This window comes from Glutamicibacter sp. NPDC087831 (assembly GCF_044742845.1).
In the GTDB taxonomy this organism is placed as follows: Bacteria; Actinomycetota; Actinomycetes; order Actinomycetales; family Micrococcaceae; genus Glutamicibacter.
The window spans coordinates 493,699-520,461 of record NZ_JBIUVH010000001.1; the positions used below are offsets into that span (position 1 = coordinate 493,699).

At 55.0% G+C, this 26,763-nt stretch carries 24 protein-coding genes; 7 read left to right on the forward strand and 17 right to left on the reverse strand.

All coding sequences use genetic code 11. The features are described from left to right. Positions 1-119 precede the first annotated feature (119 nt). From mtrA to secA, 7 genes are all read left to right on the forward strand, one after another. Positions 120-800 carry an MtrAB system response regulator MtrA gene (gene mtrA / locus ACIOJF_RS02440; protein ID WP_105656824.1) on the forward strand — a complete coding sequence of 227 codons (681 nt, stop codon included), beginning with the start codon at positions 120-122 and terminating at the stop codon, positions 798-800. Continuing rightward, entirely contained in the window at positions 797-2,617 is a 1,821-nt protein-coding gene (gene mtrB / locus ACIOJF_RS02445) for an MtrAB system histidine kinase MtrB (RefSeq protein ID WP_105656823.1), read from the forward strand. The genes mtrA and mtrB overlap by 4 nt, the downstream gene beginning before the upstream one ends. Then, entirely contained in the window at positions 2,617-4,320 is a 1,704-nt protein-coding gene (locus ACIOJF_RS02450; protein ID WP_105656822.1) for an LpqB family beta-propeller domain-containing protein, read from the forward strand. Before mtrB ends, ACIOJF_RS02450 begins: the two co-directional genes overlap by 1 nt. Positions 4,321-4,389: 69 nt before the next feature. After that, a complete protein-coding gene (locus tag ACIOJF_RS02455) occupies positions 4,390-5,178 on the forward strand; it encodes a hypothetical protein (RefSeq protein WP_332498147.1) in 789 nt (262 codons plus the stop codon). A gap of 169 nt (positions 5,179-5,347) precedes the next feature. Then, the gene (gene hpf / locus ACIOJF_RS02460) at positions 5,348-6,046 is read left to right on the forward strand and encodes a ribosome hibernation-promoting factor, HPF/YfiA family (RefSeq protein WP_105656863.1); all 699 of its coding nucleotides are present in this window, start codon (positions 5,348-5,350) and stop codon (positions 6,044-6,046) included. A 20-nt stretch (positions 6,047-6,066) separates the two neighbouring features. Then, positions 6,067-7,239 carry a winged helix-turn-helix domain-containing protein gene (locus tag ACIOJF_RS02465; protein ID WP_402734766.1) on the forward strand — a complete coding sequence of 391 codons (1,173 nt, stop codon included), beginning with the start codon at positions 6,067-6,069 and terminating at the stop codon, positions 7,237-7,239. A gap of 133 nt (positions 7,240-7,372) precedes the next feature. Continuing rightward, complete coding sequence (gene secA, locus ACIOJF_RS02470) at positions 7,373-10,021, forward strand: preprotein translocase subunit SecA (RefSeq protein ID WP_105661490.1); 2,649 nt, start codon at positions 7,373-7,375, stop codon at positions 10,019-10,021. 134 nt (positions 10,022-10,155) lie between these two features. On the opposite strand, the gene ACIOJF_RS02475 is transcribed toward secA, so the two are convergent. From ACIOJF_RS02475 to ACIOJF_RS02555, 17 genes are all read right to left on the reverse strand, one after another. Then, entirely contained in the window at positions 10,156-10,626 is a 471-nt protein-coding gene (locus tag ACIOJF_RS02475; RefSeq protein ID WP_402741140.1) for a hypothetical protein, read from the reverse strand. Between the two features lie 65 nt (positions 10,627-10,691). After that, entirely contained in the window at positions 10,692-11,096 is a 405-nt protein-coding gene (locus ACIOJF_RS02480) for a hypothetical protein (RefSeq protein WP_402741141.1), read from the reverse strand. A gap of 571 nt (positions 11,097-11,667) precedes the next feature. Then, a complete protein-coding gene (locus ACIOJF_RS02485) occupies positions 11,668-13,536 on the reverse strand; it encodes an SGNH/GDSL hydrolase family protein (RefSeq protein WP_402741142.1) in 1,869 nt (622 codons plus the stop codon). Beyond that, the gene (locus ACIOJF_RS02490) at positions 13,536-14,798 is read right to left on the reverse strand and encodes a hypothetical protein (RefSeq protein ID WP_402741143.1); all 1,263 of its coding nucleotides are present in this window, start codon (positions 14,796-14,798) and stop codon (positions 13,536-13,538) included. Before ACIOJF_RS02490 ends, ACIOJF_RS02485 begins: the two co-directional genes overlap by 1 nt. Next, positions 14,798-16,918, reverse strand: a complete 2,121-nt coding sequence (locus ACIOJF_RS02495; RefSeq protein ID WP_402741144.1) for a hypothetical protein — start codon at positions 16,916-16,918, stop codon at positions 14,798-14,800. The genes ACIOJF_RS02490 and ACIOJF_RS02495 overlap by 1 nt, the downstream gene beginning before the upstream one ends. A gap of 145 nt (positions 16,919-17,063) precedes the next feature. Further along, on the reverse strand, positions 17,064-17,357 hold the full coding sequence (locus tag ACIOJF_RS02500; RefSeq protein ID WP_402735824.1) for a hypothetical protein: 294 nt from the start codon (positions 17,355-17,357) through the stop codon (positions 17,064-17,066). A gap of 3 nt (positions 17,358-17,360) precedes the next feature. Next, positions 17,361-17,735: a hypothetical protein gene (locus ACIOJF_RS02505; RefSeq protein WP_402741145.1), complete on the reverse strand. Its 375-nt coding sequence runs from the start codon at positions 17,733-17,735 to the stop codon at positions 17,361-17,363. 2 nt (positions 17,736-17,737) lie between these two features. Continuing rightward, positions 17,738-18,157, reverse strand: coding sequence for a hypothetical protein (locus tag ACIOJF_RS02510; RefSeq protein ID WP_402741146.1), 420 nt, complete (start codon positions 18,155-18,157; stop codon positions 17,738-17,740). A gap of 357 nt (positions 18,158-18,514) precedes the next feature. Next, the gene (locus ACIOJF_RS02515; RefSeq protein ID WP_402735820.1) at positions 18,515-18,784 is read right to left on the reverse strand and encodes a hypothetical protein; all 270 of its coding nucleotides are present in this window, start codon (positions 18,782-18,784) and stop codon (positions 18,515-18,517) included. Between the two features lie 47 nt (positions 18,785-18,831). Continuing rightward, positions 18,832-20,262, reverse strand: coding sequence for a hypothetical protein (locus ACIOJF_RS02520; protein WP_402741147.1), 1,431 nt, complete (start codon positions 20,260-20,262; stop codon positions 18,832-18,834). After that, positions 20,249-21,412 carry a phage portal protein gene (locus ACIOJF_RS02525; protein WP_402741148.1) on the reverse strand — a complete coding sequence of 388 codons (1,164 nt, stop codon included), beginning with the start codon at positions 21,410-21,412 and terminating at the stop codon, positions 20,249-20,251. The genes ACIOJF_RS02520 and ACIOJF_RS02525 overlap by 14 nt, the downstream gene beginning before the upstream one ends. Before the next feature lie 346 nt (positions 21,413-21,758). Further along, complete coding sequence (locus ACIOJF_RS02530) at positions 21,759-23,180, reverse strand: hypothetical protein (RefSeq protein WP_402741149.1); 1,422 nt, start codon at positions 23,178-23,180, stop codon at positions 21,759-21,761. Next, positions 23,173-23,442 (reverse strand): hypothetical protein, encoded by a 270-nt coding sequence (locus ACIOJF_RS02535; RefSeq protein WP_402741150.1) that lies wholly within the window; start codon positions 23,440-23,442, stop codon positions 23,173-23,175. Before ACIOJF_RS02535 ends, ACIOJF_RS02530 begins: the two co-directional genes overlap by 8 nt. A 166-nt stretch (positions 23,443-23,608) precedes the next feature. Continuing rightward, positions 23,609-23,881 carry an HNH endonuclease gene (locus ACIOJF_RS02540; protein ID WP_402741151.1) on the reverse strand — a complete coding sequence of 91 codons (273 nt, stop codon included), beginning with the start codon at positions 23,879-23,881 and terminating at the stop codon, positions 23,609-23,611. Then, positions 23,847-24,338 carry a M23 family metallopeptidase gene (locus tag ACIOJF_RS02545; protein ID WP_402741152.1) on the reverse strand — a complete coding sequence of 164 codons (492 nt, stop codon included), beginning with the start codon at positions 24,336-24,338 and terminating at the stop codon, positions 23,847-23,849. The genes ACIOJF_RS02540 and ACIOJF_RS02545 overlap by 35 nt, the downstream gene beginning before the upstream one ends. Before the next feature lie 37 nt (positions 24,339-24,375). Then, positions 24,376-24,540 carry a hypothetical protein gene (locus ACIOJF_RS02550; protein ID WP_402741153.1) on the reverse strand — a complete coding sequence of 55 codons (165 nt, stop codon included), beginning with the start codon at positions 24,538-24,540 and terminating at the stop codon, positions 24,376-24,378. A gap of 444 nt (positions 24,541-24,984) precedes the next feature. Beyond that, complete coding sequence (locus tag ACIOJF_RS02555) at positions 24,985-26,568, reverse strand: DUF5906 domain-containing protein (protein WP_402741154.1); 1,584 nt, start codon at positions 26,566-26,568, stop codon at positions 24,985-24,987. Between the last annotated feature and the right edge of the window lie 195 nt (positions 26,569-26,763).

Genomic DNA, 26,763 nt, shown 5'->3' on the forward strand with positions numbered 1-26,763 from the left:
GCCGGTCACAGCCCGAAAAGGGCGGTTGATCATGTATCTTAGGAATAGTGGGGTAGCGGATCTACCCGGTTTGGCCAGTTGGCTGAAACCTCAAACCTACGGTTTTAGGGGGACATGGGATGAAGGCACGGATTTTAGTCGTTGACGATGACGAAGCGTTGTCGGAAATGATTGGCATTGTCCTGCAAAATGACGGCTTCGATGCCTCATTCTGCTACGACGGTTCCGGTGCTCTGGAAGCATTCCGTGAAGCGAACCCCGACCTGGTGCTCCTTGACCTGATGCTGCCTGGCATTGACGGCATCGAGGTATGCAAGCAGATCCGCGCGGAATCCGACGTTCCCGTCGTGATGCTCACCGCCAAGTCGGACACTGCCGACGTTGTCCGCGGGCTGGAATCCGGTGCCGATGACTACGTGCCCAAGCCTTTCAAGCCAGCCGAGCTGGTGGCCCGCGTGCGAGCCCGTTTGCGTCCAAGCGAAACCCACGCCGCGGAGACTTTGCAAGTTGGCGAAGTGACCATCGACGTGGCCGGGCACCGAGTGACCCGCGGAACCGATGTCGTGTCGCTGACCCCGCTGGAATTCGACCTCCTGGTCACCATGGCCCGCAAGCCATGGCAGGTCTTCAGCCGCGAGCAGCTGCTGGAAGCCGTCTGGGGCTACCGGCACGCTGCAGATACCCGCTTGGTCAACGTGCACGTGCAGCGCCTGCGCTCGAAGATTGAAATTGACCCGGAGAAGCCGCAGATTATCGAGACCGTTCGCGGTGTCGGATACAAGGCTGGTTCGGCAAGTTGAGTTCGCACACGTCGACCGGTGCAGAGTTGGTTCCGGTCGATGTGCATGCCCAGTCGCAGTCCAAACCCGCCCGGTGGAGCAAAATCGAGCAGTGGATCAAGCGTCCCTGGCACACCGCCAAGCTGCGTTGGCAACGCCACCTGCTGTTCCGCACCGTCATTTCGACGCTGCTTTTCACTGCGCTGGCTTTGGTTGCCGCCGGCGCCTTCCTTTCCAACCAGATCGCCTCCACGCTTTTCGAAGAGCGCGTGAACCAGATATCCAAGGAATCGGAACGCGGCCTGGTCCAGGCCCGCTCCATTCTCGAATCGGCTTCCACCACCGATCGCGCCTCCACCCAGGCCCTGGTGAATTCGACCTTGGCTTCCCTGGAAGGCGATGGCGCAACCGTAGTCCGCGATTTCGTGCTGATGCCCATTGCCGGTGACCAAAGCCTTTATGTTGGGCCAATGGCTTCCGGTTCCCTGACCACCCGCGTGATCCCTGGCGATCTCGCGGAGCGGGTTGCAGGGGAGCAAGGCATCTATTGGCGTTCCATCGAGCTGGGTGCCGATACCGCAACCAAGCCCGGTCTCATTGTCGGCACCAAGGTACTGATTCCGCCTGGACGCGAGTACGGACTGTATCTGGTCTACGACCTGTCCAGCGTGCAGGATACCCTCGAATTCATCAATCGTGCGATGGCTTTCACCGGGCTGATTCTGCTGGCAGTGGTTGGCTTCGTTGCGTGGTCGGTCGCCCGTACCGTGGTCCGCCCGGTGGCCGATGCCGCGTATGTTTCGGAGAGGATTGCTTCCGGTGACCTCGACCGCCGAATGAAGGTCGCCGGCAAGGACGAGGTGGCCCGATTGGGGACGGCCTTCAACCACATGGCCCATTCATTGCAAGAGCAGATCACCGCATTGAATAATCTCTCGGCCATGCAGCAACGCTTCGTTTCCGATGTCTCGCACGAATTGCGCACCCCGCTGACCACCGTGCGCATGGCTGCCGAAGTGATCCACGATGCCCGCGAGGACTTCGATCCGCTTACCGCGCGGTCCGCCGAACTGATGTACAACCAGATCGAGCGTTTCCAGCACCTGCTCAATGACCTGCTGGAAGTGTCCCGCTTCGATGCCGGCGTCGCGGTGCTTGACCGTGAGTCAACGGACTTGAACGTCATAGCCCGCAAGGTTATCGATACCGCCACCCCGGTGGCTGATGAATACGGTTCGCTCATCCGCCTGAACGCGCCCAGCGACGGTTGCGTCGCAGAAGTGGATCCGCGCCGCGTCGAGCGTGTGATCCGCAATCTGGTGCTCAACGCGGTGGAGCACGGTGAAAGCAAGCCAATCGATATCACCATCGGCGCCAACCAGAGCGCGGTGGCGATCACCGTGCGCGACTACGGCATCGGCATGTCCGAAGAGGCGTGCAACCACGTCTTCGACCGATTCTGGCGCGCTGATCCGGCCCGTGCACGGACCACCGGAGGTTCCGGCCTGGGCTTGTCGATCTCGATGGAGGACACCAGGTTGCACGATGGCCGATTGGAAGCGTGGGGCAAGCCGGGGGTCGGCTCGGTCTTCCGCCTGACCTTGCCACGCAGCGAGGACCTGGAGATCGCTTCGTCGCCGCTTCCACTGGAACCGCCAGTTCCTGAAAGCCTGGCTACGGTGATTTTGGGAGACAGCTTCCCGCTGACCGGTGAAGTGCCAAAGATCGGATACACGCCGCTGGTTCTTGATCCGGATTTGGATGCGGATTCGCCAGATGACGATGTCACCAATCCGAACCTCGGCAGCAACGAGCAGAAGAAGGAAGGGGAGAGCTGATGCGGAAGAAATTCTTTTCCAGCCTCGCGATCATCCTTGCTGCTGCGCTTGCGATCTCTGGCTGCGCCTCGATTCCTAGAACTTCCACCGTCCAGCAGATTGAAGCCGGAACCGACACCAGCGGGGCTGAAAGCTACAGCTATGCGGCCGATGGACCGGCAGCAGGTGCTGATGCCAGGGCCATCGTCGAGGGGTTCGTCGAGGCTGGGCGTTCGGTATCCGAAGATTATGCTGTCTCCCGCGAATTCATGGACGCGCAGCTGAGCAACACCTGGCGCGGTGATACGCAGACGCTGATCTACGATGCCTTCAATGTGGTCAACGGGGCCGATGCGAACAAGTACACCATCCAGCTCGAAATCACCGGTGAAGTCGACGCGCATGGCGTGCGCACCGACTACCCGGATCACTCGACCCGTGCAGTGGATATCGAAGTCGCCAAGGTAGACGACGAATGGCGCATTACCAAAGCCCCGGACGGCACGATGCTCGAAGCCTCGACGTTCACCAAGATCTTTGCCGCGCAGACCCTGTACTTCTACGATGCGAGCTTCGCCTATTTGGTTCCCGACATACGGTGGTTCACCTCGGGTTCGGGCACCACCACGTCGATGGTGGAAGCCTTGTTGGCAGGACCAGCCCCGTACCTGCAAAATGCTGTCGTCTCCGCTTTCTCGACGGCCAGCGGACTGGTGCGTTCAGCGGTGCCGGTGCGCGATGGCGAAGCGACCATCGATTTGAACTCCAATACCTTCGCAGATGCTACCGACCGGAGCATCTTGCTGATGAAGCAGCAGATGGAAGCCACGCTGACCAGCCTAGCTCCGGTGGACTCGGTAAAGCTGCTGCGGGAGGAAAACGAAGTCAACCTTTCGACCGAAGACACTAACTTCGAGCCGGCTACGTCCAACCCCAGCACGCAGGATACGCTGATCGGCATTTCGGACCAGTACTTGGTCTACGTCAAGGGACTCTCGATCATTCCGGTGGGCGGCGTCCCGGATATTTCCGGATACAACCCACGGGACCCGGCCATGTCTCCGGTCGGCAATCGCTATGCCTTCCTCAACGGCCGCCGCACCCAGCTGTGGGGGATTGACGACAAGGGCAGCCTGCGCCTTTCGCTGGAGGGCGAGGAGCTCATCCAGCCGTCCATGGATCTGGCCGGCTGGACCTGGACCGCGGATAACGGGGCAGCTACCCCGATCAGGGCGGTCCCTGCCGACACCGAAATGAAGGGTGAAGCCCGTCCAATCGATGTGGCCTGGCTGGAAGATGCCCAGATCGATTCCTTGCGGATTTCCCGCGACGGCGCGCGGGCGCTGATCGTGGCAACCATCGGCAAGACCACGTCGGTTTACGTCGCCGGCGTGATCCGCGATGCTGAAGGTGTGCCCCGCGGACTCACGGATTCGCCAATGAAGATCTATCCAGAAGTTCCGGTGAATACCGCGCTATGGGATTCGGACAGATCCATTATTGTTGCCGAGCTCGGTGATGACCAAGCTGTTGAAGCGGCCCAGATCACCTTCGAAGGCGGCAGCGAGCACCTGCAGCTGCTGTTGGGCATGGTCGGCATCGCTACCGGTGTCGGCAGCCGCCGCGAAGTGTATGCCGAGACCAACGAGAAGCTGTATACCCGCGTGGGCAATTCCTGGCACGAGCTTGAGGATTTTGCCCAGGACGTCGCCTATCCCGGCTAAGCAGGACCTTGCTCCACAGCTCGTTGGCGACCAGACCGATCGACGCGGTTCATCGGCCAGTCTGGCCGTATGGAAATTCCCGAGGAGTGGCTGCGGTGCGTCGATGAGCTGTCCCGCAGCAGGCCCATGCGCTGGCTGGGATTCGGCACCAGGGAAATCGCGAACTTCCTGCTTCCGGCCTGTTGCGCGGTCTGCGCCCGGGCAGATTTTCGGCTTTGCCCCGAATGCCGCAGTGAAATCCAACGCCAACTGAGCCTGCCGCCCCTGCCGGACACGCATCATCTCTATGTCGAGCTTCCCGCGCTCGGCCAGCAGCTTGCCGTTAGTTCCTGCGGCGCTTACGGCAAGGAGCTGGCTCGGGCTTTGCTGGCATTCAAGAACAAGCAGCGCTACTTCCTCGTCTCGCTCTTCGCCCCTTATCTTGCTGCCGCGCTGAACGCCGGATGCATCCCGCAGCGCGCGAATCTTCCTACCCTGGTGGTGCCGGTGCCCAGTTCGCTCAAGGCAACAGCGCAGCGTGGCTACTCTCCGGTGAAGACGATGCTCGACCACGGCTTCGCTCGCGGGCTGCTGTCGGCAGATCTAGAGTGCCGCACGCTGCTGCACTACCGCCTCGGTTCCGCCTTGGGCGGGGCGCAGAAAACCAAGAGCGGTTCAGACCGGCGCGGCGGCCGGACCCATTTCGTTGCCGAGCGTGCCAGCGCTAATGGCCAGCCGGTCATCCTGGTCGACGACGTCCTAACCACCGGTTCGACGTTGCGGCACGCGGCCATGGCCTGCCATGAGGCAGGATATGACGTCACCAGCGCTGTGGTACTGGCTTTGACGAGACCGCCAAATAATGCACCTGAACAGTAATTACGCTTACCGCGATCGGAAATTGTGAGCCCGGATACTTGAATCTTGGCCACGGTGGCATAAGGTGAAGTATGGGATGCATCACAGATGCAGCTAAAAGCCCATCTTCAGTCCGAAAGGATGGAACTTTCGGACTGTTGTGTCACCCGACTCCCTATTGGAGGACACCATGGAGCTGAACTACAGCGGACGCAACATCACCATTTCGGATCGTTTCCGTGAGTATGTTGACGAGAAAATCACCAAGGTTGACCAGCTGGCCACCAAAATACAGCGCATCGACGTCAAGGTCCTCAAAGAAGCACACGCTCGTGATCAGAGCACTGCACTGTCCGTTGAATTGACCGTTGTTGGCCGTGGCCCAGCAATTCGAGCCGAGGCTCGCGGCGCTGACAAGTTCGCGGCTTTCGACATCGCGTTCGCAAAACTGCTTGAACGCCTGCGCAAGGCCCGCGACAAGCGCAAGGTGCATCGCGGCAACCACACCCCGCTGGCTGTCCACCAGGCAACTGGCGGCCTGCCTACCGCATCGAGCGGCAAGTCGTTGGTTGAAGAAACCATCGAAGCCCAGAAAGCCGCGGAAGCTGCCGAAGTCGAGGCCAACGCCGAGTACTCGCCAGTGGTCATCCGCCGCAAGTCCTTCCCTGCAGAAGTGATGAGCGTTGATGACGCAGTGGACCGCATGGAACTGGTCGGCCATCCGTTCTACCTTTTCATCGATGAAGCCACCGGCGAGCACGCCGTGGTCTATGGCCGCACCCAGTACCAGTACGGTGTCATCTCCTTGGATCCATCACTGAACTCCAATGAAGAAGCCACCAGGGAAACTCGCGGCTACCGTGACAAAGCCTTGGCAACAGAAGGCTAGTCATCGGAACCACAACTAGCGTGGGCGGCCAACGCATTCTCAGCCTCAAGCAGGCACGAAGAATCGCGTTGGCCGCCCAAGGCCTGTCCAAGGGCAGGAAAGAACAACCCGTCACCGCGCGGAGAATCGTCAGCGCTATCGGCAGTATCGCGCAATTGCAGATTGACTCGGTGAACGTCGTTCGCAGGGCCCATTACATGCCGATGTTCGCCCGGCTCGGCGCCTATGACACCAAGGTGCTGGACCAGCTTCTGGCCAAACCGCTCAGCCCTATCACCGAATATTGGGCCCATGAGGCCTCGGTGGTCAGCTCCGAACTCATTCAAGACCTGCGGGTATGGCAGCGCCGAACCTGGATCGATAAATCAGATGGGTTCTCCGCCGAACAGCATGACCTCTCGGATCGCGTCCTTGAATACCTGTCCAATAATCCAGGCTCCAGCGCCCGGCAAATCAGCCAGGCTTTGGACGTCGCCCCGGTCGGGGAGAAAAAGCATTGGGGGTGGAATTGGAATGACACCAAGTTCGTCACCGAGTCCCTTTTCGCCCAAGCCAAGATCTTGACGCTGGGACGCAACTCCCAGTTTGAACGCCGTTACGCACTAGCCGCGGATGTGGTGGGCACGCAACAGGAACTCGATGCGGCGCAGCGGCACGAGGCCCTCGCCCGGCTGGTTGTCCGGGCCATGGATGCCCTTGGCATCGCCACCGCTCACTGCGTCGCAGAGTATTTCCGTCTTCCGGTGCGCGCGGCGAAAGAAGAGCTCGCCCAGCAGGCACGTGCTGGTCTCATCGAAGAAGTACAGGTTGCCGGCATTGCCGAGCCTTGCTATTTGCAGGCCGGCACCGAGATTCCGCGCAGGATCGATCCTGACCTGCGTTTGCTGTCACCTTTTGATTCGATGGTTTTCAATCGCCGCCGGCTGGAGAAGTTCTTCGGGTTCGAATACCGCATCGAAATCTACGTGCCGGAAAATCAGCGCCGCTACGGCTACTACGTTTTCCCGATGCTTTTCGGCGAAGAGTTCGTGGGCCGAGTGGATCTGAAAGCTGACCGGGCCAGGTCGGTGCTGCACGCAAAGCAGGTGCATTACGAGCAGGGTGTCGACGCCAGTGTCGAGGCTGGATTGCGAGCCGAGCTGGATCGCATGGCGCGCTGGCTGGAACTTGAACGAGTGGAAATCGGGCTGTGAAGGGCCTGTTGATCAAATCGCTGTTCGCTATAAGAACAGCGCAAATGGGATTGAAATAGCCAGATGTGCTGTTTTCCTCACGTAGACTGAAGACGCCAGAAATTACTGTGCTTGAGATATTGGGAGCTACCACGTGGCATCATTGCTAGAACGTATTTTGCGTACCGGCGACAAGAAGATTCTGAAGACTCTTCGTAAGTACGCCGACACGATCAATACGTTGGAAGTCGAAATTCGCGAACTTTCGGACGAAGAGCTCAAGGGTGAAACCGACAAGTTCCGCGAACGTTTGGCTAACGGTGAGACGTTGGATGACTTGCTCCCAGAAGCTTTTGCGGTGGTCCGCGAAGCCTCGGACCGGGTCCTTGGCATGCGCCACTTCGATGTCCAGCTCATGGGCGGTGCTGCCCTGCATCTGGGAAACATCGCTGAAATGCGTACCGGTGAAGGCAAGACCCTGGTCGCTACCGCACCGGCTTACCTGAACGCGTTGACCGGTGACGGCGTGCACGTGGTGACAACCAACGACTTCCTCGCCCAGTACCAGTCGGATCTGATGGGTCGCGTCTTCCGCTTCCTCGGTCTGACCTGCGGCTGCATTCTCTCCAGCCAGAAGCCTGCCGAGCGGCGCAAGCAGTATGAAGCCGATATCACCTACGGCACGAACAACGAGTTCGGATTCGACTACCTGCGCGACAACATGGCGTGGAGCAAGGACGAGCTGGTCCAGCGCGGACACAACTTCGTCATCGTCGATGAGGTCGACTCGATCCTGATCGATGAGGCGCGTACCCCGCTGATCATTTCCGGACAGGCTTCGGGAGATGTGAACCGCTGGTACACCGAATTCTCCAAGATCGTCTCGCGACTGAAGCGTGAAGACGATTACGAGGTCGACGAAAAGAAGCGCACCATCGGCGTGCTGGAGTCGGGCATCGAAAAGGTCGAGGACTACCTGGGCATCGATAACCTCTACGAAGCGAACAACACCCCGCTGATCGGCTTCCTGAACAGCGCCATTAAGGCCAAGGAACTGTTCAAGAAGGACAAGGACTACGTCGTTGTCAACGGCGAAGTCATGATCGTTGACGAGCATACCGGCCGTGCACTGGCTGGCCGCCGCTACTCCGAGGGCATGCACCAGGCCATCGAGGCCAAGGAAAACGTTGAGATCAAGGCCGAGAACCAGACTCTGGCCACCGTGACCTTGCAGAACTACTTCCGCATGTACGCCAAGATCTCGGGCATGACCGGTACGGCGCAGACCGAGGCCGCGGAATTCATGGGTACCTACAAGCTGGGCGTGGTGGAGATTCCCACCAATAAGCCAGCAATCCGCATGGACCAGTCGGACTACATCTACAAGAATGAAGTCGCCAAGTTCAATGCTGTGGTTGAGGACATTGCCGAGCGCCATGCGACGGGACAGCCGATCCTGGTGGGCACCACCAGCGTGGAAAAGAGCGAATACCTCTCCCGGCTGCTCTCCAAGAAGGGCATCCGCCACGAGGTGCTCAACGCCAAGCAGCACGCTCGCGAAGCTGCCGTGGTCGCGATGGCCGGCCGCAAGAACGCGGTGACCGTTTCTACCAACATGGCCGGCCGCGGTACCGACATCATGCTCGGCGGCAACGCTGAGTTCCTGGCCGTGGCCGAGATGGAGCGCCGTGGCCTGGATGCGGAGAACAACCCGGAAGAGTACAACACGGTCTGGGACGAAGTCTTTGACAAGGCGAAGGAAACCGTCGCCAACGAATCGAAGGAAGTTGCGGCGCTCGGCGGCCTGTACGTGCTGGGCACCGAACGGCACGAATCACGCCGCATCGATAACCAGCTGCGTGGTCGCTCCGGCCGCCAGGGCGACCCGGGCGAATCGCGTTTCTACCTGTCGATGACCGATGACCTGATGCGCCGGTTCAACTCCGGGATGGCCGAGCGCATCATGAACAACCCGTCGATGCCAGATGACGTGGCGCTGGAATCCAAGATGGTTTCGCGCGCCATTGAGTCCGCCCAGGCACAGGTGGAAGGCGTCAACGCCGAGCAGCGCAAGAATGTGCTGAAATACGATGACGTGATGAACCGCCAGCGTGAAGCGATCTACGCTGACCGCCGTTCCATCCTGGAAGGCGACGACCTCGAAGAAAAGGTCGGCCACTTCCTGGAAGATGTCGTCAAGGCAATGGTCCTGGAAGCGACCCAGGTCGGCGACCCGGACGATTGGGAGCTCAAGTCGTTGTGGACCAACCTCAAGCAGCTGTACCCGATCGGCATCACCATCGATGAAGTTCTCGAAGAGGCCGGCGGAGTGGGGCACCTCTCCGCGCAGTTCCTGGAACGCGAAATCCTCTCGGATGCCCAGTACCAGTACGAAGAGCGGGAAAAGCTTGTTGGTTCTTCCACCATGCGCGATCTGGAGCGCCGTGTAGTGCTCTCGACCATCGGTCGCAAGTGGCAGGAGCACCTGTACGAGATGGATTACCTCAAGGAAGGAATCGGACTGCGTGCCATGGCCCAGCGCGACCCGCTGGTGGAATATCAGCGTGAAGGCTACACCATGTTCCAGACCATGATGGAAGGCATCCGCGAGGAAAGCATCGGAACCCTCTTCAACTTGGAGATCCCCACCGGAGCTGAAGCAGCTGCCGCGCCAGTGGTTGACGAATCGGCGAAGCCGAAGAACCTGCAGTTCACCGGCCCGGATGAAGATGGCGAAGCCAGCACCACTCGCGCCCAGGCAACGTCGAGCAAGAAGAAGAACAAGAAGGCCAAGCGCAGCTAGATTAGCTCCACATCGGTCACCTGCCACCGTCCGTGCCAGGGCTCAATTTGCGGAACATGTCGTAAACCCTGTTCTGAAATCCTGGCCTGACATGGGGAAACCCTCCTAGATTAGTTTCTAGGAGGGTTTTCGTGTCACTTTACGCCCAAGTCTTTTCTCATATTGTTTGTCACCTTGGTCAGGTGGCTGTCGTAGATATGCGCCTTCTCTGGATCCTGCCTCAAGTTGAAAACCTGTACCAGTTCCCGTAGTGCGACGTTTATTGAGTCGGGAGCCAATAATTTCATGTGAGAATTCAGGGCGAAATAGTTGTCTATAAAGTCGTTTTGTACCTCGCTTGACTTGCCCGCGATAGGGTCATGGGTTCGACTCTGTATGAAAATTGCCTGTAAATCAGAGTATGCCTTGAGCTTCTGATCTTTGAGCCATTTCTTATGTTCATTCTTAGAGTCTCGCCACTTTGTAAATAAAGTTACAGCGCTAGTGAGCAGCGCCCCGCCAAAGGCGCTGGCGATAATCGTCCAGAACAGATCCGGTGAAGAATTCGCCGCTTGTTCGGCTGTTGGTGTAGTTACATCCACAGCTTTGAAGAAAAGTTGAATCATACTCTAAGCATAATTTAGACCCTTTGCCACTGGGGCAGGGGCCTAAGCGTTACAAGGGGTTCACGTCACTTAACGGCTAAGTCTTCACGCATGGATTTTTGGAGCTTGTGGAGCTTCTCGTCATAAGTTGCCCTAGGCTCCGTGGCCCGGTCGAAATATGAATGGACTACGGCGGTTGCGTTGTTGTGTACTTCAATAGGAGCCAGCAGGGCTAGCTGTGTGTTGGCCTTGAGGACTTCGTCTCTACGTTCATTCAATTTGTCCGTGGCGATCCAGTCCACGTCTGTTTGCTGTCTTACGCCGACAAATATCTGAAGTGCTTCTGAGTAAAATTCGATCTTCTTGTCTCTGAGCCAGCGCGTGTGGCTATTCCGTTCTTCCCCGACCTTGATTCTCCAGTTAACGAATGCTGTGATGATCGATGCGCCAACGGCACCGCCTAAAACGGAAGTGATAATAGTCCAGTCCATAGACTCAGCTTAGGCTAGTCGGCTTTGGGTCTACGATTCCACCAGTGACGGAATCCGAGATCACGCTGGGCTTGGTCACGGAGTCGACTTAGAATGGGCGAGTGCACTTCTCTATGGCGCTCAGAAGTCCATAGGTGGTTGGCATCAGTCGTTATCTCCGTTGCGCATAGTGACATATTCGCGCTAAATTTCCCCAATTCGTTGCTGAATCTACTACTGGCTACTAGGTCAACTGCTCCTACCGAGTGGTTAAATCTCTCGAGAGACGTCCTGCATTGAGACAAATGTGCTTCTCTCGTTGCTTCGCTATTTCCGCCAAACTTGATCAACATATTTATATCTGTGTAGATTTTTGAAGTAGAGGCTAAACACTCCTTATAACTCTCCATTACTTGTTGCCGCTTCCATTTCTTGCCACTGTCGATGGAATGAATGACATTAACTAGGACCTGAGACACTAGAGCAATGCCAATACCAATGAGCGCCGCGAAGAGTTCGTTGGACAGTTCAAAATTCTGCATAGCCCTAGCATAAGTTAGACCCCCCACCACTGGGGCAAGGGGTCTAAGGGTTACGCGGCTGTGCCCGGTAAGGTGGTTGGCCATGGATCATCGGTACGCCAAGTTACTGCCAGCGAAATTTGAGTACTCGCTTGAACGTTGGGAACCATGAAAGTTCCAGAACTTGTAACTCGTGCTGTTCCATCTGTATCTGTAGACCAGTACTTTGCGGCGGATTCCAGAACAACATATCTCGGCCTGAAACCAACTGGGATGAAGTTTGAAAGTGAGACTGTTCCTGTTCCGAAGAATTTCAGAGCGACGATATTTAAAGTGACTAGGTTTCCCTGTCGCGAAATATCTAGCGATCCACCTGCAAAAGCTGGATCGGTCATGCGGCGTTCTCCAGTGTCGCCATAAATCAGTTGCTCACGCTGGTTCAAATAATCCCACGCCTTGACCGTGCGCCCTGCGGTTTGATTGAAGACTAGCCCGGTGCGAACTGTCATGACCTTTAGTCCAGACGTTGCGATAGCTGTCTGCCCTGCTGTGTTCATGTGAATGTTGTCGCTACTGATGTACTGCGCTAGCAAACCGCCAGCGTCGTTTGCGGTTACAGGTGACGCGATGTCCTGCCAATCTCGGATTGGATCGGGTTTCGACTTGATCCAATTGTTGTATTGCACGCGCACCGTGTTATTGATTCCTGATGCACGCGATTTTATAACTGCGGCGTGTTTGTTCTTGCTAATTTTCTCGTCGGAAATTGCCCACTCGGCACGCGCCCAATCCTGCAATTGGGCTAGCGTCACGCCGCCCTCAGTGCTGGGAATATCGTTAGCGCCGTTTGCGTGCACAACCATATCCGGACGATCAAGATGGTTCCATCGGTTCCATTTGTAGTGATCTACGGTTTGCGCCTGTGACGTCCCGTCACCGCTATGCCCGTAGAGCACAGGAAAGAATCCCATGTTGCGGCAATAGATAGACATCCATGCATCATGAATGGGAATGGTGGTATTCACGCCAACACTGTTGGAGTCGCCCACCAGTCCGATTGCCGGGGTGTTTGCCGGTACTTCTACCTCTAGCCATAGTTCGAATGGCATTTCAGTGCGTCGGGTACCGTTTAGTTTGCCACCGCCGATAATATAACGGGGCTGTTGCGGGGCAACGTAGTCGAACTTCAGATTGCCGAAATCACCTTCGAACCAACGGCTGTATGTAATCGCTCCCGTTGAGTCGGTAGCCATACTGGTAAGTTTCTGCACACCGCCAAAGCTGATATTAGATAGTGCGATGCGTTGCGCGGTGAACGTTCCCCAACGGGGGTTACCGTCGCGAATTGCTAAGCGGTAACGAGACACGTGGATCGCCGGGGATAGGTTCACGTCGTATTCCACGTTTGCAGATAATGGGGCTAATGCTTCACCGCCGCCACGCCCAGCCGTGAGGATTAGAGGTAAAGTCTTGAATCCGCTGGCTTTGTTCGCGCTGTCCTGTGCCTCGTTAGTTTCGCCGTTATCCCATTTAATTTTGTTCCAGCGGCTCCATCCGTCGCCCGTACTTGGGGCCGAGGTACATACCCAACGGTTTGTTGACCAAACGCTGTAATCGGTAAGGGTAATTGTGGTGCCATTGCCTAGAGTTTCCGCTACTGCGGTAAAACCGACTGGATTAGCGACCAACTCGGCCGGTAGTCCTGTCATAGTGGCTGTGCTTGAACCTAGTAAAGACGTGTATTGACCGTCTTTCCCATACATATATTCGCGGATGTCCACGCCGTTAGGGATGGTGCCCTTTTTCCAACGGGCGTTAGCTATGCCCTCAGCGGCGGCTCTAGCATTTTGACTAATCGCGTTGTCGCCAGCGCTAATGAAGTCTGTTCCTACGGGTAATGCAAAACCCATGTTTGATACTGTGCTATCTTCAATAGCCATTATGCTTGATTCCATTCTCGAGTTTCATCGTTCCAAACCTTGGTTGCGCTGTCCCACGCCCTCGGCTGAACGGTTGGTGATACGTTCCCTGTGGCCACTGCATGTGGCACTAATGAGAGTTCGAATTCCCATGAGTCAGGGGTAATAATTTCTTTGATTCCCTCGGCAAAGTGAACGCCTTGAAGTGACTTAGGCCAGTCGCCTGAGAGGGATACGGATTCGCTAACTTCCATCTCCAGGATTTGCTTAGCGATCTTTTTGGAGTAGGGGCTACCGTCTTTGAGAAGTAGCAACATGTCGATTTTCACGGTCGGCAGGGTGTATAGCCTTGAGCTTGAACCGAATACGCGTGCATACGCTTCGCGAACTAACTGATTCTGAACGTCTTCTACCTGCAAGTAGGACCAATCAATTGATACGGTTTCTCGTAGTTCACCGGTGGGGTTAGCCACCTCTGCTACGCGGGTCGCCGTACCTCCAGACTCGTTTTTGATCGTGTACTCCACTCTCACAGCGGGGCGTTCACTGTGTTGCGAGTAGTTGCCGGGAGCTATGGCCTGATTGCGCATAAGCGGGTATTCGGTGACTACTCGGCTTGCGGCGGTGTCTATACGCCACGGGATCCCAAGAGCCTTAGTAGAACCGTCTCGGTATTCCTGAAGAGTGATCCCGATATCTGTCGCGTATTTACCTAGGCCGTCTTTGAAGAGCATCTGCTCACCTGCCGCGAACTGATGGATATTCACAGCGCCTAGATTGGTGGAAAAATCCACGCCTCGGATAGGTTCATTAGCTTTCGTAGCGTCCGCTAGAATCGATCCCAGGTTTTGCCCAGCGTTCGGCGTAAATGAAGCGACTGAGTAGTTCATCTGTGTTAGGTGGCTGGAGCCAGCGACAGAGGTATAAAACTTGTCGCCGCCCAGATCCTCGATATCGATCGTGGCTAGCCGTCCGGTAAACCTGCGGATGATCTTCTCTGGATCGGCACCGATATGTGTTGCTAGCCTCTGCGCCACACTCTCGCGGAGGGACAGGCGCATAAGGTTTCCAGTTAGGAAATTGTCGCGTCTGCCAGTAAAGGTGACTTCGCACGTATTCGGATTGTGCCCAACATTGCGATCACTTACTCCTCGGTTGATCGAGATGCTAGTGATCGTGTCGTCGTACTCGACGAATGATGCGGCGCTGAAAGCGAATTGCCATTGATCGCCGGTAATTGGGCTAAGCGTGCGTTTTAAGCGTTGTGGGGTAAAAGTGGCCATTAGGCACCAGCTCCTGTAAGTAGGTCAGCGTCTTGAAGTACCTTTCGGATCTCGCGTGCTGTGCCTACGCGGTCGGTCACTAAGCCCTTGAATTCGACCGTGACGTTAGTGTTATGAATTTCGGTTTTGTTGCCACCTCTGGAGAGCGCACCGAGTGCGAAACCTCCACCAGTAACGCCAGTGCCGAAATCGCCAGCAGGTAACAGGCTCATGGTTCCGGTGAAGTCCGAGCCGGTCATGCCACCGCCAAAGACTGAAGACATCCAGCCGGGCATTTCGAATGAGAAGAGATCTCGTACCCAGCTAATGGCTCCCTGTACTGCGCCAGAGATATTGTTGATCAGGCCGATCACGCCGTTTATCGCGCCCTCGGCTACGGAACGCATGAAATTGAATCCGGATTCAAAGAGTGAACGCGCTCCAGAGATCACGCTGTCTACGGTGCTCTTGACAGTTTCGATAGTTGATCGAACTACGGCGATTGCGGCGGCTATCAGCGTTTGAACGGCGGTTGTGAATCCGACCCATGCACCACGGATACCGGCTACCATTCCGGTGAAGAATGAACTAACTTTCTGCCATGCGGCCACGATGAACGCGGTAGCTACGGCGATAGCGGTTTGCACGAATGAAGTCATTGCCGCCCAGATTGTCTGGAAGAACTGCGTCTGCGTAGCGAGATAGATAATCCCTGCGACCAGTGCCAGAACGGCCACGATGATTAGCGTCATCGGGTTAGCTAGCTGTGCGGCATTCAATCCGATTTGTGCGGCGGTGGCTAAGGTAAGGCCAGCTCGGTAAGCGGCCATTGCTGTTGTCACGCCGATTTGAACGGTTTTCACGACGGCCATAACTGCTGTGTATGCCGCGAGTACACCACGGATTAGGGAGATTGCGGCCATGGCTCCCAGTACGGCTGAGGCCAGCGTCATGAATAGAGTGCTGTTCTGTCCGATCCAGATCGCCAGTTGCGAGACAATGCCCAGCACGACGGTGATAATCGGAGCCAGTGAGCCAAAGAGACTGACAACTGAGCTGATTAGCGGTGTCAATCCGGAGAGGCCAGGGGCTAGACCAGAAATGACGGCGGCTGAAAGTTCGGCGGCTGTAGTCATCACTTGGGCTATAACTGGAGCCAGTGCTACGAATAGATCACCGAGTGGAGCCAGCACGGTTCCGAGGGTTCCCATTGCGTCATGCGCGCCCTCAAAGACGGTAGTTAGTGCGCCTTGGAATGGCTCGGCATTCATCACATCGGCCACTCGTTGTAGACCTGATGCCAGTTCAGCGATGCCAGCGCCTCCGGCGGATTGTGCGGCGGTGCCGATAGCGGAGAGGATGCCGCCTAAGCCCAGCAGAATGCCGCCTAGGTTTTGCAATGCTGTGATGCCTTGCTCTGTCCAGCGTTGGAGTGATCCATCTTCAGCGGCTTGCTGTGCCCATGCTCCAAAGCGTGTGGATAGGTCAGTGAATGCCTGTGCCAGTGGTGCCAGATATTCCAGCCCGGTTCCGCCAACTGCCTTAAGGCCGTCAACTAGTGGCTGTAGCCCTTGAGATGCGATATCGATTGACTCGGCGGTCTTCTCGAAGAGGTTTTGTAGTGATGTGTTGCTAGCGGCTTTCTCGATGGAGGCGGCTAGTTCGCCTGTCCACTTGCCTAGGGAATCTCCGACCTTTGACAGTCCGGATTCCAATGCGGGAAGTGTGCTTGTGATAAGACTTCGTATTGGCTTTTCTGCTGATGCCCAGAACGCCGTAGATATTGAATCTTGGAGAGAACCAAACTTATTGGCCAGATCTCCTAGTACCTTGGGTGCGTCTTTCAGTGCGGCGACCATGGCCACAAGACCAACTGCGAACGCCCCAACTATTCCGGGTAAAGCGAGTGCCGCTCCCGCAACTGCACTGAGTGAAGCTGTGAGAGCGGCGACGTTAGAAGCTGATGCCGTCGCCATTGCGCCCAGAGTTGTTAGGGCTGTTGTGGTTGCGGCTATACGCGAAGTCTTACCTACGGCTTTGTTGAACTTTGAAATCGTGCTCTCGGCTTGCTTCATTCCTGTTCTGAAGCGCTTGGAGTCCGAGACGATGCGAACGCTAAGGATCGCGGTTTTGTTCGCCATTAGGTGACCTTACTTTTTGTTGGATTGCTTGATTTCCTCTTGAAGTAAATGGAGATATCCGGCAAAGATGGGCGGCGGCAGGTCTGCCAAGTCTTGGAACGGAATGCCCGTTTTGTATGACAGACCAATGACCGCCTGAGTCTCGTTAGTCAGATTCTGAAACTGGAAATTCGGCTTCTGCCTCGTCCTCTACCGGTTCGATAGCCTCGATCTTCTCTAGGAATTTATCGACCTCGATTCCTTGCACCTTGCCAGTGCGGATCATTGCCGCGTAAGTGACGATGCCCATGAAGAGGAATTCTGATTCCTCGCGCTTCGGGAAGTTCTTGCGTGCGCGTAGAACGTCGTACTTCACTAGGTCGGAATAGTTGATGGAGATTTCCTGAGCCTCTGCATCTGCGAGGGTTACTACTAATTTCATGGTCTGCGTGGAAGACATGTTTTAGATTCCTTTTACTTTTGATAGTTCTTTGTTGAGTTTCGACCAGTACAGGTTCACCCATGTGTGTTCGGTGAGCTGTGCGGCCTCGTTGATGAAGTGTGTTGCTTCGCGGTTATGGGCTGGCCAGCCGTAGTTAGCAACGCCGCCATAGGGGAGACGTTTCGAACCTGCTCGGACTACGCCAGCGCGTGTAGTTGCGTAGGGTCTGATGGAGCGCTTGAGCTTGCCACTATCGACGGGAGCGAGTGGCTTGGATGCGTCTGCGACGATTCCAGCGGCTTCACGATTCAGCGCCTTGAGGTCTTTCATATTGCCCCCGGCTTGTTTGAATGTTCTGCGTAGCCTCGCGCCCCCGACGATGTAGAGCTGAGCCATGATTACGGCGTGATAGCGCTGATGGTTGGCTCTCCAACTAGGGAGAATTCAACTTCCGAGGTGCTAGTAGCTCCAGCCTCGCCACCGAGTGAAGCGGCTTCTACGGTAAGGGAGCCGTTAATCTGCTTGCCCTTGGAGTTGTTTGGTGTAAAGGTGAACGGCATCACGGATGAACGATTCTCGAAGAGGTATTCCCATACGGAGGTGGTCTCTCCGAGGTCGGTTAGGAACGTTACTGAGAGCGTCCAGTTTTCGGTACGGTCACCATTGACTGACTCGCCAGATAGAACGCGAATTGGATCGCCTCGATCCACCTCGGGAGCTAGTTCTACTTCGGTAACCTGTGAGGCAAGCTGGATGATATCGGTTGAAGCGCCGATAGTTAGGGTGCCAGCTCCTAGGGTTTGTGCATTTACTGCCATGTTGTTAATCCTTTGAAACGTTAAGATTTAGGGTGATTGCCAGACCCGGTAACGGGATACTTCCGGCACTTCCGAGGGGAAACGAGATTGGTTCCGCCTCGGGAATTGGGAACGCTGTGGATAGCTGTTCCAAGAGATCTTGAAGATGATTCAGTGCGTCCAGCGAATTGTTTCCGGGAGCCAAGAGGTATACGTCCACTTCCGCGGAATAGTCTTCTGAGCCTGAAAGACGGTCGAAGCGTAGGACTCCTGGCACTAGTAGGGCGCACGGAGCCATAGCCTTTTCAGCATCGATAAAGCAGAGAATTCCTGCGGCCTCGATTTGGGTCTGGACTTCTGCCAGTGCGTCGCCGTATTTCATCCGATCACCGGCTTGAGGTGGTCTCCGAGATTCAGAGCGCGGGAGATATCGGCATCGAAGCGTGACACGTAAACGGTGTCATTACCGAGTGAAACAATCCCATCGGGTGAATTCTTACGGCGATAGAGCTTGTTCGCTAAGAGGAGTGCCCCGTAAGTGGTGTTCGGTTGCCAAGCGCCGAATTCGTCTTTATCGACGCTTGGCAACTGATCCACATAGTGGTTTACGAAATCCACGACAAGGGTTAGATCCTCGTCATCGGTCAAGATTCTTAGATCAGCCCAGCTAATAACTTGGGCTGTCGTAAGCATGATTAGGCCGCTGGCTCTACTGGAGCTGGGGCTACTGCATCGGTTACGCCTGAGAACTTCAGGATTGAACCGGCATCGGTGATCTTGGTTGCGTTGAACTTGATAAGGCTAATATCGATTCCGCCCTTGGCGATATCAGCGGCACGGTAACGGAAATCTCGGGTTTCGCGGTAGTCGATTGCACGTACATCGCCAAGCACAATTGACCCGGCTGGAAGTGAAACATCTGAAGAGATGACCAGACCTGAGGCGGTGATCTTCTGACCGGCAACGTCAACCGTTGACTGACCGGCTAACCAGAATGGCGCGTCTGCACCCTTGAGGTTGATTAGCTTGCTGTAAAGCTCTGGGGACAGGGTGATGAAATCCATGCGTGCGCCGATTCCGTTTAGAACCTCGGCACCCTTGGAAACTGCGTCAAGCACATTGGTGATACCAGCAACCGGAGTAGCGGCGGCATTTACAGCGGCCTTTAGTTCGGCTTCGGTCTGCTCGATGTAGGAATCTACAGCCTGTTCGTAAAGGTCTGAAATAACGTCTGCATCGCCGAACTCCAATAGTTCAATCGCGATGTCGACCGCGACGCCCTTACTTTTCGCGTTCCAATATTCGCGTTCGGTGGTGAACTTGCCTGTTGGTAGTTCTACCTTGTTACCTGCCCAATCAGCCACGGCAAAAGTGCGGTTCTTTCGGTGTCCGGTTAGTACGATTCCGGTTAGGTTTTTTACTCCGACCTTGTTAACGAATGGGCGTTCAGTCTTGCGTGCTTCCCAAAGTTCGCCCACTTCCTGATCCTTGATGTAGACCTTGCCAGCGTCGTCTGTGGTGAGCTGATCGGCTAGTGCGGCTTCTAGGTTCTGGCCATTGCGTAGAGCCTCGAAAGTAACCTTGCCTAGCTCTACCTTGTCTGAGTGAGCGGCGGTTAGTGGTGCGCCCTGCTCTACTAGTGGAGTTTCGTTTTCCATTTGTTTTGAATCCTGTTCTGATGCGCCGAAATCCTCGGCAATAAGTTGTGCGTTTTCGAAAGCGGGTCTGACCACTAAGCCAGCTCCTGTGATGCGACCGGCGATAATCTGGCCGCTTTTGATGATCGGGGAATCGATCTCGATGGAGATTCCGGTACGTAGACCCTCGCGAGCTTCTAGAAGTGCGTCGTTGCCTCGGGATGTTTCCGAGATTCGGACTGTGGCAATGATGCCGTTTTCGTCATCCGTGAGGGCGGTGAATTTGCCTACGGGTTTCTTGTAGTCGTGCTCAAGATTGAGCTGTAGCGATTCCAGATTTTCTGGGAAGTCCAAAGCGCCATGTGATGCCTTGACCTTGCCAAGATTGGTGAAACCGTCTTCTCCGTAGGGGAGTAGCTGATAGGTCAGTTCGCGGGAGTCCTGATCCTCGGAGGCCAGTAGTTGGCCGTAAAGATTAAGCTTGTTCATTTGGTTGTTCCTGTGGTTCTGGGAGCGGTTCTAGATGCTCCTTTTGGCGTGCCTCGTTGGGCGTGAGAACGCCAGCGTTAATAGCTGTTGCGTATGCCTGATAGCGGGAGCCGGGTTCCTCCAGCAGGAGGCCTGAAGCGTCGAAGCGTGCGGACTGCCCGTTAGGTAGGAATAGGGAAAGATGCTCTTCTACGGCGACCTGATACGGTGCCACCGCGTCTAAGAGTTCCGAATTTCTAGCGGAGCGGTTGATGTAATTCATCGATGCGCCCGGAACTGAAACATCCAATGCTGAGGCCGGTAGGCCAAAGATTCTGGCTACCTGTAGAGCAACCTGATTTCTGCCCTCGATCAAGAGCTGTTCCTGAATGTGTGCGCCCATCTCTTCCACCTCAAGCGAACTATTGATGTAAGCGACTGAGCCACCGCGTTTGCGTCGTGCGGCATTCCAAGAGGCTAGAAGCTCCTGAACTTCAGCGGGGCCGAGTTCGCCCTTTTGATTCTTGAGAATCAGCGATGGAATCGGATTGAGGCTTGCCTCGCGTGCGGCGCGTTCCAGATCCTGGGCTTCGCGTAAGACCTCGCGGCCATAGCTCAGGATGCCTGAGTGGTTCGCGTCGATCCTGATGAAGTCGGTAGGCTTCACTGGCTTGTCGAACGCCTTGATCAGTTGGCCGTGCTCGTCGTGCTCCTGTGCATCCTTGGGGATGAATCGGGCATGAAGCGGATAGCCTCGCTTGTCGCGTTCAGTGATCAGCAGGTATGACCTGCCGTAGAAAATCAGATCGTCGATGACGGCTGATAAAAGAATGTAATTCGGTGTGCCCTGCGTTATCTGCTTGAGAAACGTCGGCTGTGTTTTGAGGGGAGTTCCCGATTTATCGGTAGCAATAAGTGGCTGTCTGGCAATGATGGATTTCAAAATTTGCGTAGCCTTGGCAACACTGGCTATCTGCATTGCGCTAGATCTTGTCAGCGGTGCGTTATCCGCTGAAGTGTTCGGATAAAGCGCATCCCATGTGATTTGTTCCAGATGTGAACTGTCAGACCATGGGCTGAGATATTGCTCGGCAATTAGTGTGGAATCGTTATCCAGAGTTGCCAGTAAACCTGATTGTTTCGGCGCTCCCCATAGATTGAAAAATCCCATGAGTGCCTTTGAAGTTGTTTTAAATGGAGGTGCCCTGCTGAGAGATACCCAGCAGGGCAAACCGTGTGATAACCATTTAGAAAGAGGAAAAACGTAAGAAAAGAACTTACATATCTATTATACCACAATCGAATGGACTAAATGCGATAGTCGTAGTGATTGCCTCGCGTGGAGTGCATTCTCCAGCTATCAGACTTCCCATGATTGATATGACGATGCAAGCGCATTTCCGTAATGGCATTCGTACGGTCTGAGAGCACGTAAATTCTTCTCACGTTGCACTTATCGCACATCCAGAGAATGGATTCATCGGAGACATCGATAGTGATTGTTGCGCGTTCCATGGTCATAGAATCACGCTCATTGGCTTGGCCTGTGGTCGGTTCTCGTGAAGTAGCTGAATGGCGGTCATTGCCGCCAAGACTTCAGGTTCCGAGTTGTGGGAGAGCACCCAGCCCTCGCCCATCTTTCTTGAGGTTGCCGTGCGAACTGCGCTCACCAGTGCGTCGTGCCCGTTGTGGTGGAGCTTTCCATCTTCGGTGTAGTTCTTCAGTAAGATTGCACCTGTCTTGGCCTGCTCTGGAGTCAGTAGGTGGTGCTCTTCTGAGAATGCCGTATCCAGCTCTTCCACTTCTCTGAGCATGGCCAGATTCTGCGGGTATCGGTCAGCGCCTAGCGCCAGTGGCCTTGCATCGTTGATTTCCACCAGTACCTCTGGGAGCCAGCTAGAGGGGTTAGAACCGTTGCGTAATAGCTTGAGTGAGACCTTGCCCTGATCTCTCCAAGCGGCCACTACTGCGGCTCTGCTACGGTCTGCGTTGACTTCCCACCCAATGGCGATATCGCGGCGTTCTGGCTTGCTCTGCTGAGCGGTGGCCTTGGCGAAAGATTCCCAGTCGAAGAGCGGGTTTTCATTGGCCGTGATGACGTTCGCATATGCGCGGATGAATTCGCCTGGACTCAGTGTTTCGCGTGCCTGTTGGATATCCGCGATCTGGATCAGCCCACCCTGTAGGCCGGGATGAAAACCAAACGATTCATCATCCTTGGGGTCTAAGCCGTCTTCCATTGACCATTCGAAATAGGCCATGGTGGATTCTGGATCGTTGACTGATTCCCTGCCCTTACGGACAAGTTCATTCATGAAGATGCTTTCAGAGGTTCCCATGGTCGAAAGCCAGAGGAACTGGGAATCCGGCACCGTAGCCATGGCCGGTGTAAGCGCACCTAGCAAGCCGTTGCCCTGCTCTTCGGTGAATGAGAATACTTCGTCTGCCGCCGCGCAATGGATTAGATAACCATGGAGTGATTCCGGCGTAGGTGGGAATGCCTGATAGCGGGAATTGTTCGGGAGTTCGATTCTCGGTGAATCAGCCGCTCTGCGTACCTTGGCTTTGCCGCCAAGTGGTGAGGCGGTGACCTTGTCGGCCAGATCAAAAAGCCTCTCGCGTGCGTCCTTACCGGTTTGGGCTGTGAGCCATGAGCGGCGCTGAGGTTTGCGGATGCAACGGGCTAACTGGATCAATCCGATGATGGTTGTCTTGCCAGCTCTGCGGGGAACGGTGAGACCTACGAATGGATAGCGGTAAGCTCCGGTATCCGGATAATACTGAGTTGCGACTGAAACGAATAGTCGTTGCCATGGGAGAAGTTCGATTCTCAGAACCTTGGCGAGTGCTTCCACTGAAGCGAGTTCATTGGGAAGACTTGGATCTTGCTTTGTTGCGTATTTCGGTTGGGCACTTCCGAGAGTGCCCAGATCAAACATTCGCTATGGACTCCCAAACGTCTTGGGTGTCATTTTGTGCGGTTGGGGTTTCTTCCGTTGGGGGAGTCGGCAAGGCCTTGAGGCACTCGCGAATCTCCTTGGAGAGTGCCGCTTGCTGTGTGCTCGTGGTGGCTAGCTGGTAATCCTTGGCCAATTGCTTGACCAGAGCGACGTAACCGGCGTGCCTGTCTTCTAGCAACTCCTGTTGCTTGAGGATGCGAAGAGTTTTGTTTATTCCTGTGAGTAGGGGATTAGATGCCATGTGATGCCTTTGATTAGTACTTTATTCATACATCCATTATAGCATACTTTTGTACTAATTAAACGCTAGTCAGCTCGATATTCATGAAAAATTCAGAGAGGGAGAGATCACCGGGCGCGGGATGATCTGGGCTTAGGTTTGCTTTCAAAACATCCCACCTCGTCAACTAAGCGGCCAATCCGATGAACCAGTTCACCTGATCAGTGTTCAGCGATTGATATTCTTCGATGCTTCGATCTTGTCGCGAATAATTACAAGCTCGATGACTTGACCTGAGATTGCTCAGCTCATTGCTCCCACCTTGAGCGCGTGGCACAACGTGATCGATTGAGTAGTCTTCCAATCCAGCAATGCTCTTGCCGCACAGATGACAGTGCATTCCCCATTGGGCAATGACCATGGGCCTAAGCCTCTTCGCTTGGGCTGTTGTCCAGCTCATCCCCGGTCACCTCCTCCCCGGTTAGGTAGGGGGTAGGGTCTACGCGCCCCATATAGCCGTTATCTAGGGCTAGGGGCACTTCTAGCACTCCCCAGTGGAGATGGTCACCTGAGACCGCCCCGGTGGCTCCAGAGAGTGCGATTATCTCCCTGTCTACCTCCTGGCCCTCTTCTACGTAGATCTTGCTGAGGTGCGCGTACTCGGTCAGTATTTGTCCCTCGTGTTCGATTAGCAAGCATAGGCCGGCACTTGCTCCCATGATGGGAGATCCAACTCCGTCGCCGGCGAACCTGACGATTCCTGGAGCCGATGACAGGACTGCCGTTCCTGCCACAATGCCGATATCAAGCCCGTTGTGAGCCGATAATCCGAATCGTTGGTATACCCTCGGATTAGCTCCGTAGGGCTGTGTAATAGGCGCTCTGAGGTTGTAGAGCGGCCACTGTAGTTTCTGCATGTGTTTCCATTCTTGGATAGCCCAAAGGGCTGAACGATTATTCGCCCAGCCCCTCGGTTTCTTTTTCCTGCTCTTGATCCTCTTCATCATCCGGGCAACGCTTATCCAGATATGACTTCCACGCTTGCCAGCCTAGATAAGCCAGACCGAGACCAAAGAGCATCCAAGGATCAAGAGTAGATAGGAGATTGTAGATTTCCATATTGATCCTTTCCTATCTATTATCCCATTAGCAGGAATAGCCCCCGGTTTGGAACTTGGAACTTTTTTCTGACTATAAGCTCACTATTAATATAAATGCATATATAGTGTTGCCTAGACCACTGTTTTACCATTATTTACTATTCTTCTTATTTATTATATATTTACTTCCAAAGTTCCAAAGTTATATATTTAGTGGTAGTTAGTAGTATTAGATCCTTGAATTCTAGGGGTCTTTGAGGATCTGAAGCTCTGGAAGATTCTCTGGAAGATCCGGATTCCTCGGAAGATATTTTTTCCAATTCTCCGAAGTGAACAATGTGTGATGATAAGAGCGATTTACGTGACTTCTCTGGATAGCCGCTGTGGAACCTTTTTAGCCGAAGATTTCTTCCAGAAACTTCCAGAGCTGAGCACCTCGGATGAAGTGCCCAGCTCGGGTTATTTAGTTGAATCGGAGTCCGGAGAAGCGGATGCCGTTAGATTTGGATCTGACGTACCCCATGCGCTCGATAGAGGCCGTGAAGAGATTCCTCGGGGGGATATCTGCCTTATCGACGTTGTGGCCTCTTAGTTGGTCAACAAACACGGTGTACAGTGCCGATACCTGCGCACAGTTGTTAGTTCTAGCTTCTGGGTCAATCGTCAAGCGTCCAGTAACTTCCATGTCTTTGAAGAACTGGAGCACTAGGTCATCTTCCATGCGCTCGGCCTCTAGCTCACGTTGCATACTCTCCGGGCGGTCGATGCCCTGCTGATGCCTGAGGATGAACGCATTCACCAAACGGGCAATGATGCCGGGTGCCTGTTCGCGGAGCTTCTGGGGGAGCTGTCGATCCATGGTGTGCTCTGGGTCAAGCTCGCTGAACGTCTGCGGAAAGGTGACCTTAGCCAGACGTGTTGCCATGGCGGGATCTGACTTATCCAGATTCAGCGGCACGTTGGAAGCAATAAATAGGGTTCCCTGTGGTGCGTAGGATCCTGACTCTTTGAACTTCTGTTCAGCCGTGAACTTGTCGATGGTGGAATAGCCCAGCAGGAAATCGCTGTCCAGCTTGGAACGAACTTCCGAGAACAGGGTAAAGCGGGAATAGCGCATATCGTAGCGTGCGTTGGCTACTGCCTTGGCGCTATGCCCTGCGGTAATCGCGGCGTGCTGAGGGGTCGCTGAGTACATGGGGAAGATATCGCCCATAACATCCAGAATCGTTGACTTGCCAGAACGCGGGGCACCTTGAAGCGAAATGATGCGTCGGGTGTCACGTTCACCGAATAGTGCACAGCCCAGCGATTTTTCTAGGTAGATGACTTCCTCGGTATCTGGGATCGACTCGTGGAGGAAATTCACCCAGTCCGGGGCGGTGGCCTCTAGGTCTAGATCGAAGTCCACCATACGGGAGCACAGGCGAACATCGGAATGTTCCTTGAGGGTTGCCTTGCCGGTATCGATGACCTGTTGAACGTCCAGCACGCCATTGCGGAATACCAAGTAATTCTTGTCATCCTCCAGAGCCTGGGCATTGTTCAGCGGGGCGATTCCCTGCAATAGCTCCAGTGCCGCTTTCAGTCCTGCTGAGGTCTGCATACGGAGAACCAGCGGCTTACGCGGCTTAACGTGGATGTCCTGAATCTCTTTGATTGCTTTGGCGACCTCGGCCTTAGGCTCGCCAGCGGCTCCACGGGTGCGGATTTCGGTTTGTGCGCGAGTGCCAACGTAATCTAGGCCTCGGTGAATGGATTGGGCCAGCTTGCCCAGTAGACGGATGATCACGTCTTTGTCGGTCACTGCCCAGATATAGCCGTTGAACACGTGCCATTCTCGCGTGGCTCCGTTGTAGCTGATCGGTAGCTTCATGGCCGCTTGCTCGGCAAACTCGATTTCGGTTTGCGGCGTGCGATCTGCCCATTCCTGCGCGAAGCGGTTGAACGATGAGGTTTGGTGGTCGGCCACGGTGTAGTAGTCGGATACTTGAATTTGCTTGTCTGAGTTCCAGACGCTGCGGATTAAATCAGTATTTTGTTCTCTCATTAGGGGTTTTTCCTGTCTTGTAAATTTTCATATGGTTTGCTCTCCTAGCGCGGTTGGTTATCTTTCAATGGTCTTGCATCTGGGTCTGAGGCGTGTTATTAATAGAGAGGGTTGATTTCCCCTCACGTTTCGTTGCCCAAAATGAGACACTGGGCCAGATTACGCTATATAGCCTTGTGCTGTCAACTTTTTGAC

Coding starts and splice junctions, on each gene's coding strand:
- ACIOJF_RS02495 (WP_402741144.1), bottom strand. CDS start 16,918: ATGGCGAACAAAACCGCGATCCTTAGCGTTCGCATCGTCTCGGACTCC.
- ACIOJF_RS02525 (WP_402741148.1), bottom strand. CDS start 21,412: ATGGGATTTTTCAATCTATGGGGAGCGCCGAAACAATCAGGTTTACTG.
- ACIOJF_RS02505 (WP_402741145.1), bottom strand. CDS start 17,735: ATGGCTCAGCTCTACATCGTCGGGGGCGCGAGGCTACGCAGAACATTC.
- ACIOJF_RS02555 (WP_402741154.1), bottom strand. CDS start 26,568: ATGAGAGAACAAAATACTGATTTAATCCGCAGCGTCTGGAACTCAGAC.
- hpf (WP_105656863.1), top strand. CDS start 5,348: ATGGAGCTGAACTACAGCGGACGCAACATCACCATTTCGGATCGTTTC.
- ACIOJF_RS02545 (WP_402741152.1), bottom strand. CDS start 24,338: ATGCAGAAACTACAGTGGCCGCTCTACAACCTCAGAGCGCCTATTACA.
- ACIOJF_RS02455 (WP_332498147.1), top strand. CDS start 4,390: ATGGAAATTCCCGAGGAGTGGCTGCGGTGCGTCGATGAGCTGTCCCGC.
- ACIOJF_RS02450 (WP_105656822.1), top strand. CDS start 2,617: ATGCGGAAGAAATTCTTTTCCAGCCTCGCGATCATCCTTGCTGCTGCG.
- ACIOJF_RS02480 (WP_402741141.1), bottom strand. CDS start 11,096: ATGGACTGGACTATTATCACTTCCGTTTTAGGCGGTGCCGTTGGCGCA.
- ACIOJF_RS02510 (WP_402741146.1), bottom strand. CDS start 18,157: ATGGCAGTAAATGCACAAACCCTAGGAGCTGGCACCCTAACTATCGGC.
- ACIOJF_RS02535 (WP_402741150.1), bottom strand. CDS start 23,442: ATGGCATCTAATCCCCTACTCACAGGAATAAACAAAACTCTTCGCATC.
- ACIOJF_RS02520 (WP_402741147.1), bottom strand. CDS start 20,262: ATGAACAAGCTTAATCTTTACGGCCAACTACTGGCCTCCGAGGATCAG.
- ACIOJF_RS02485 (WP_402741142.1), bottom strand. CDS start 13,536: ATGGCTATTGAAGATAGCACAGTATCAAACATGGGTTTTGCATTACCC.
- ACIOJF_RS02530 (WP_402741149.1), bottom strand. CDS start 23,180: ATGTTTGATCTGGGCACTCTCGGAAGTGCCCAACCGAAATACGCAACA.
- ACIOJF_RS02540 (WP_402741151.1), bottom strand. CDS start 23,881: ATGAGCTGGACAACAGCCCAAGCGAAGAGGCTTAGGCCCATGGTCATT.
- mtrA (WP_105656824.1), top strand. CDS start 120: ATGAAGGCACGGATTTTAGTCGTTGACGATGACGAAGCGTTGTCGGAA.
- ACIOJF_RS02500 (WP_402735824.1), bottom strand. CDS start 17,357: ATGTCTTCCACGCAGACCATGAAATTAGTAGTAACCCTCGCAGATGCA.
- ACIOJF_RS02475 (WP_402741140.1), bottom strand. CDS start 10,626: ATGATTCAACTTTTCTTCAAAGCTGTGGATGTAACTACACCAACAGCC.
- ACIOJF_RS02550 (WP_402741153.1), bottom strand. CDS start 24,540: ATGGAAATCTACAATCTCCTATCTACTCTTGATCCTTGGATGCTCTTT.
- ACIOJF_RS02490 (WP_402741143.1), bottom strand. CDS start 14,798: ATGGCCACTTTTACCCCACAACGCTTAAAACGCACGCTTAGCCCAATT.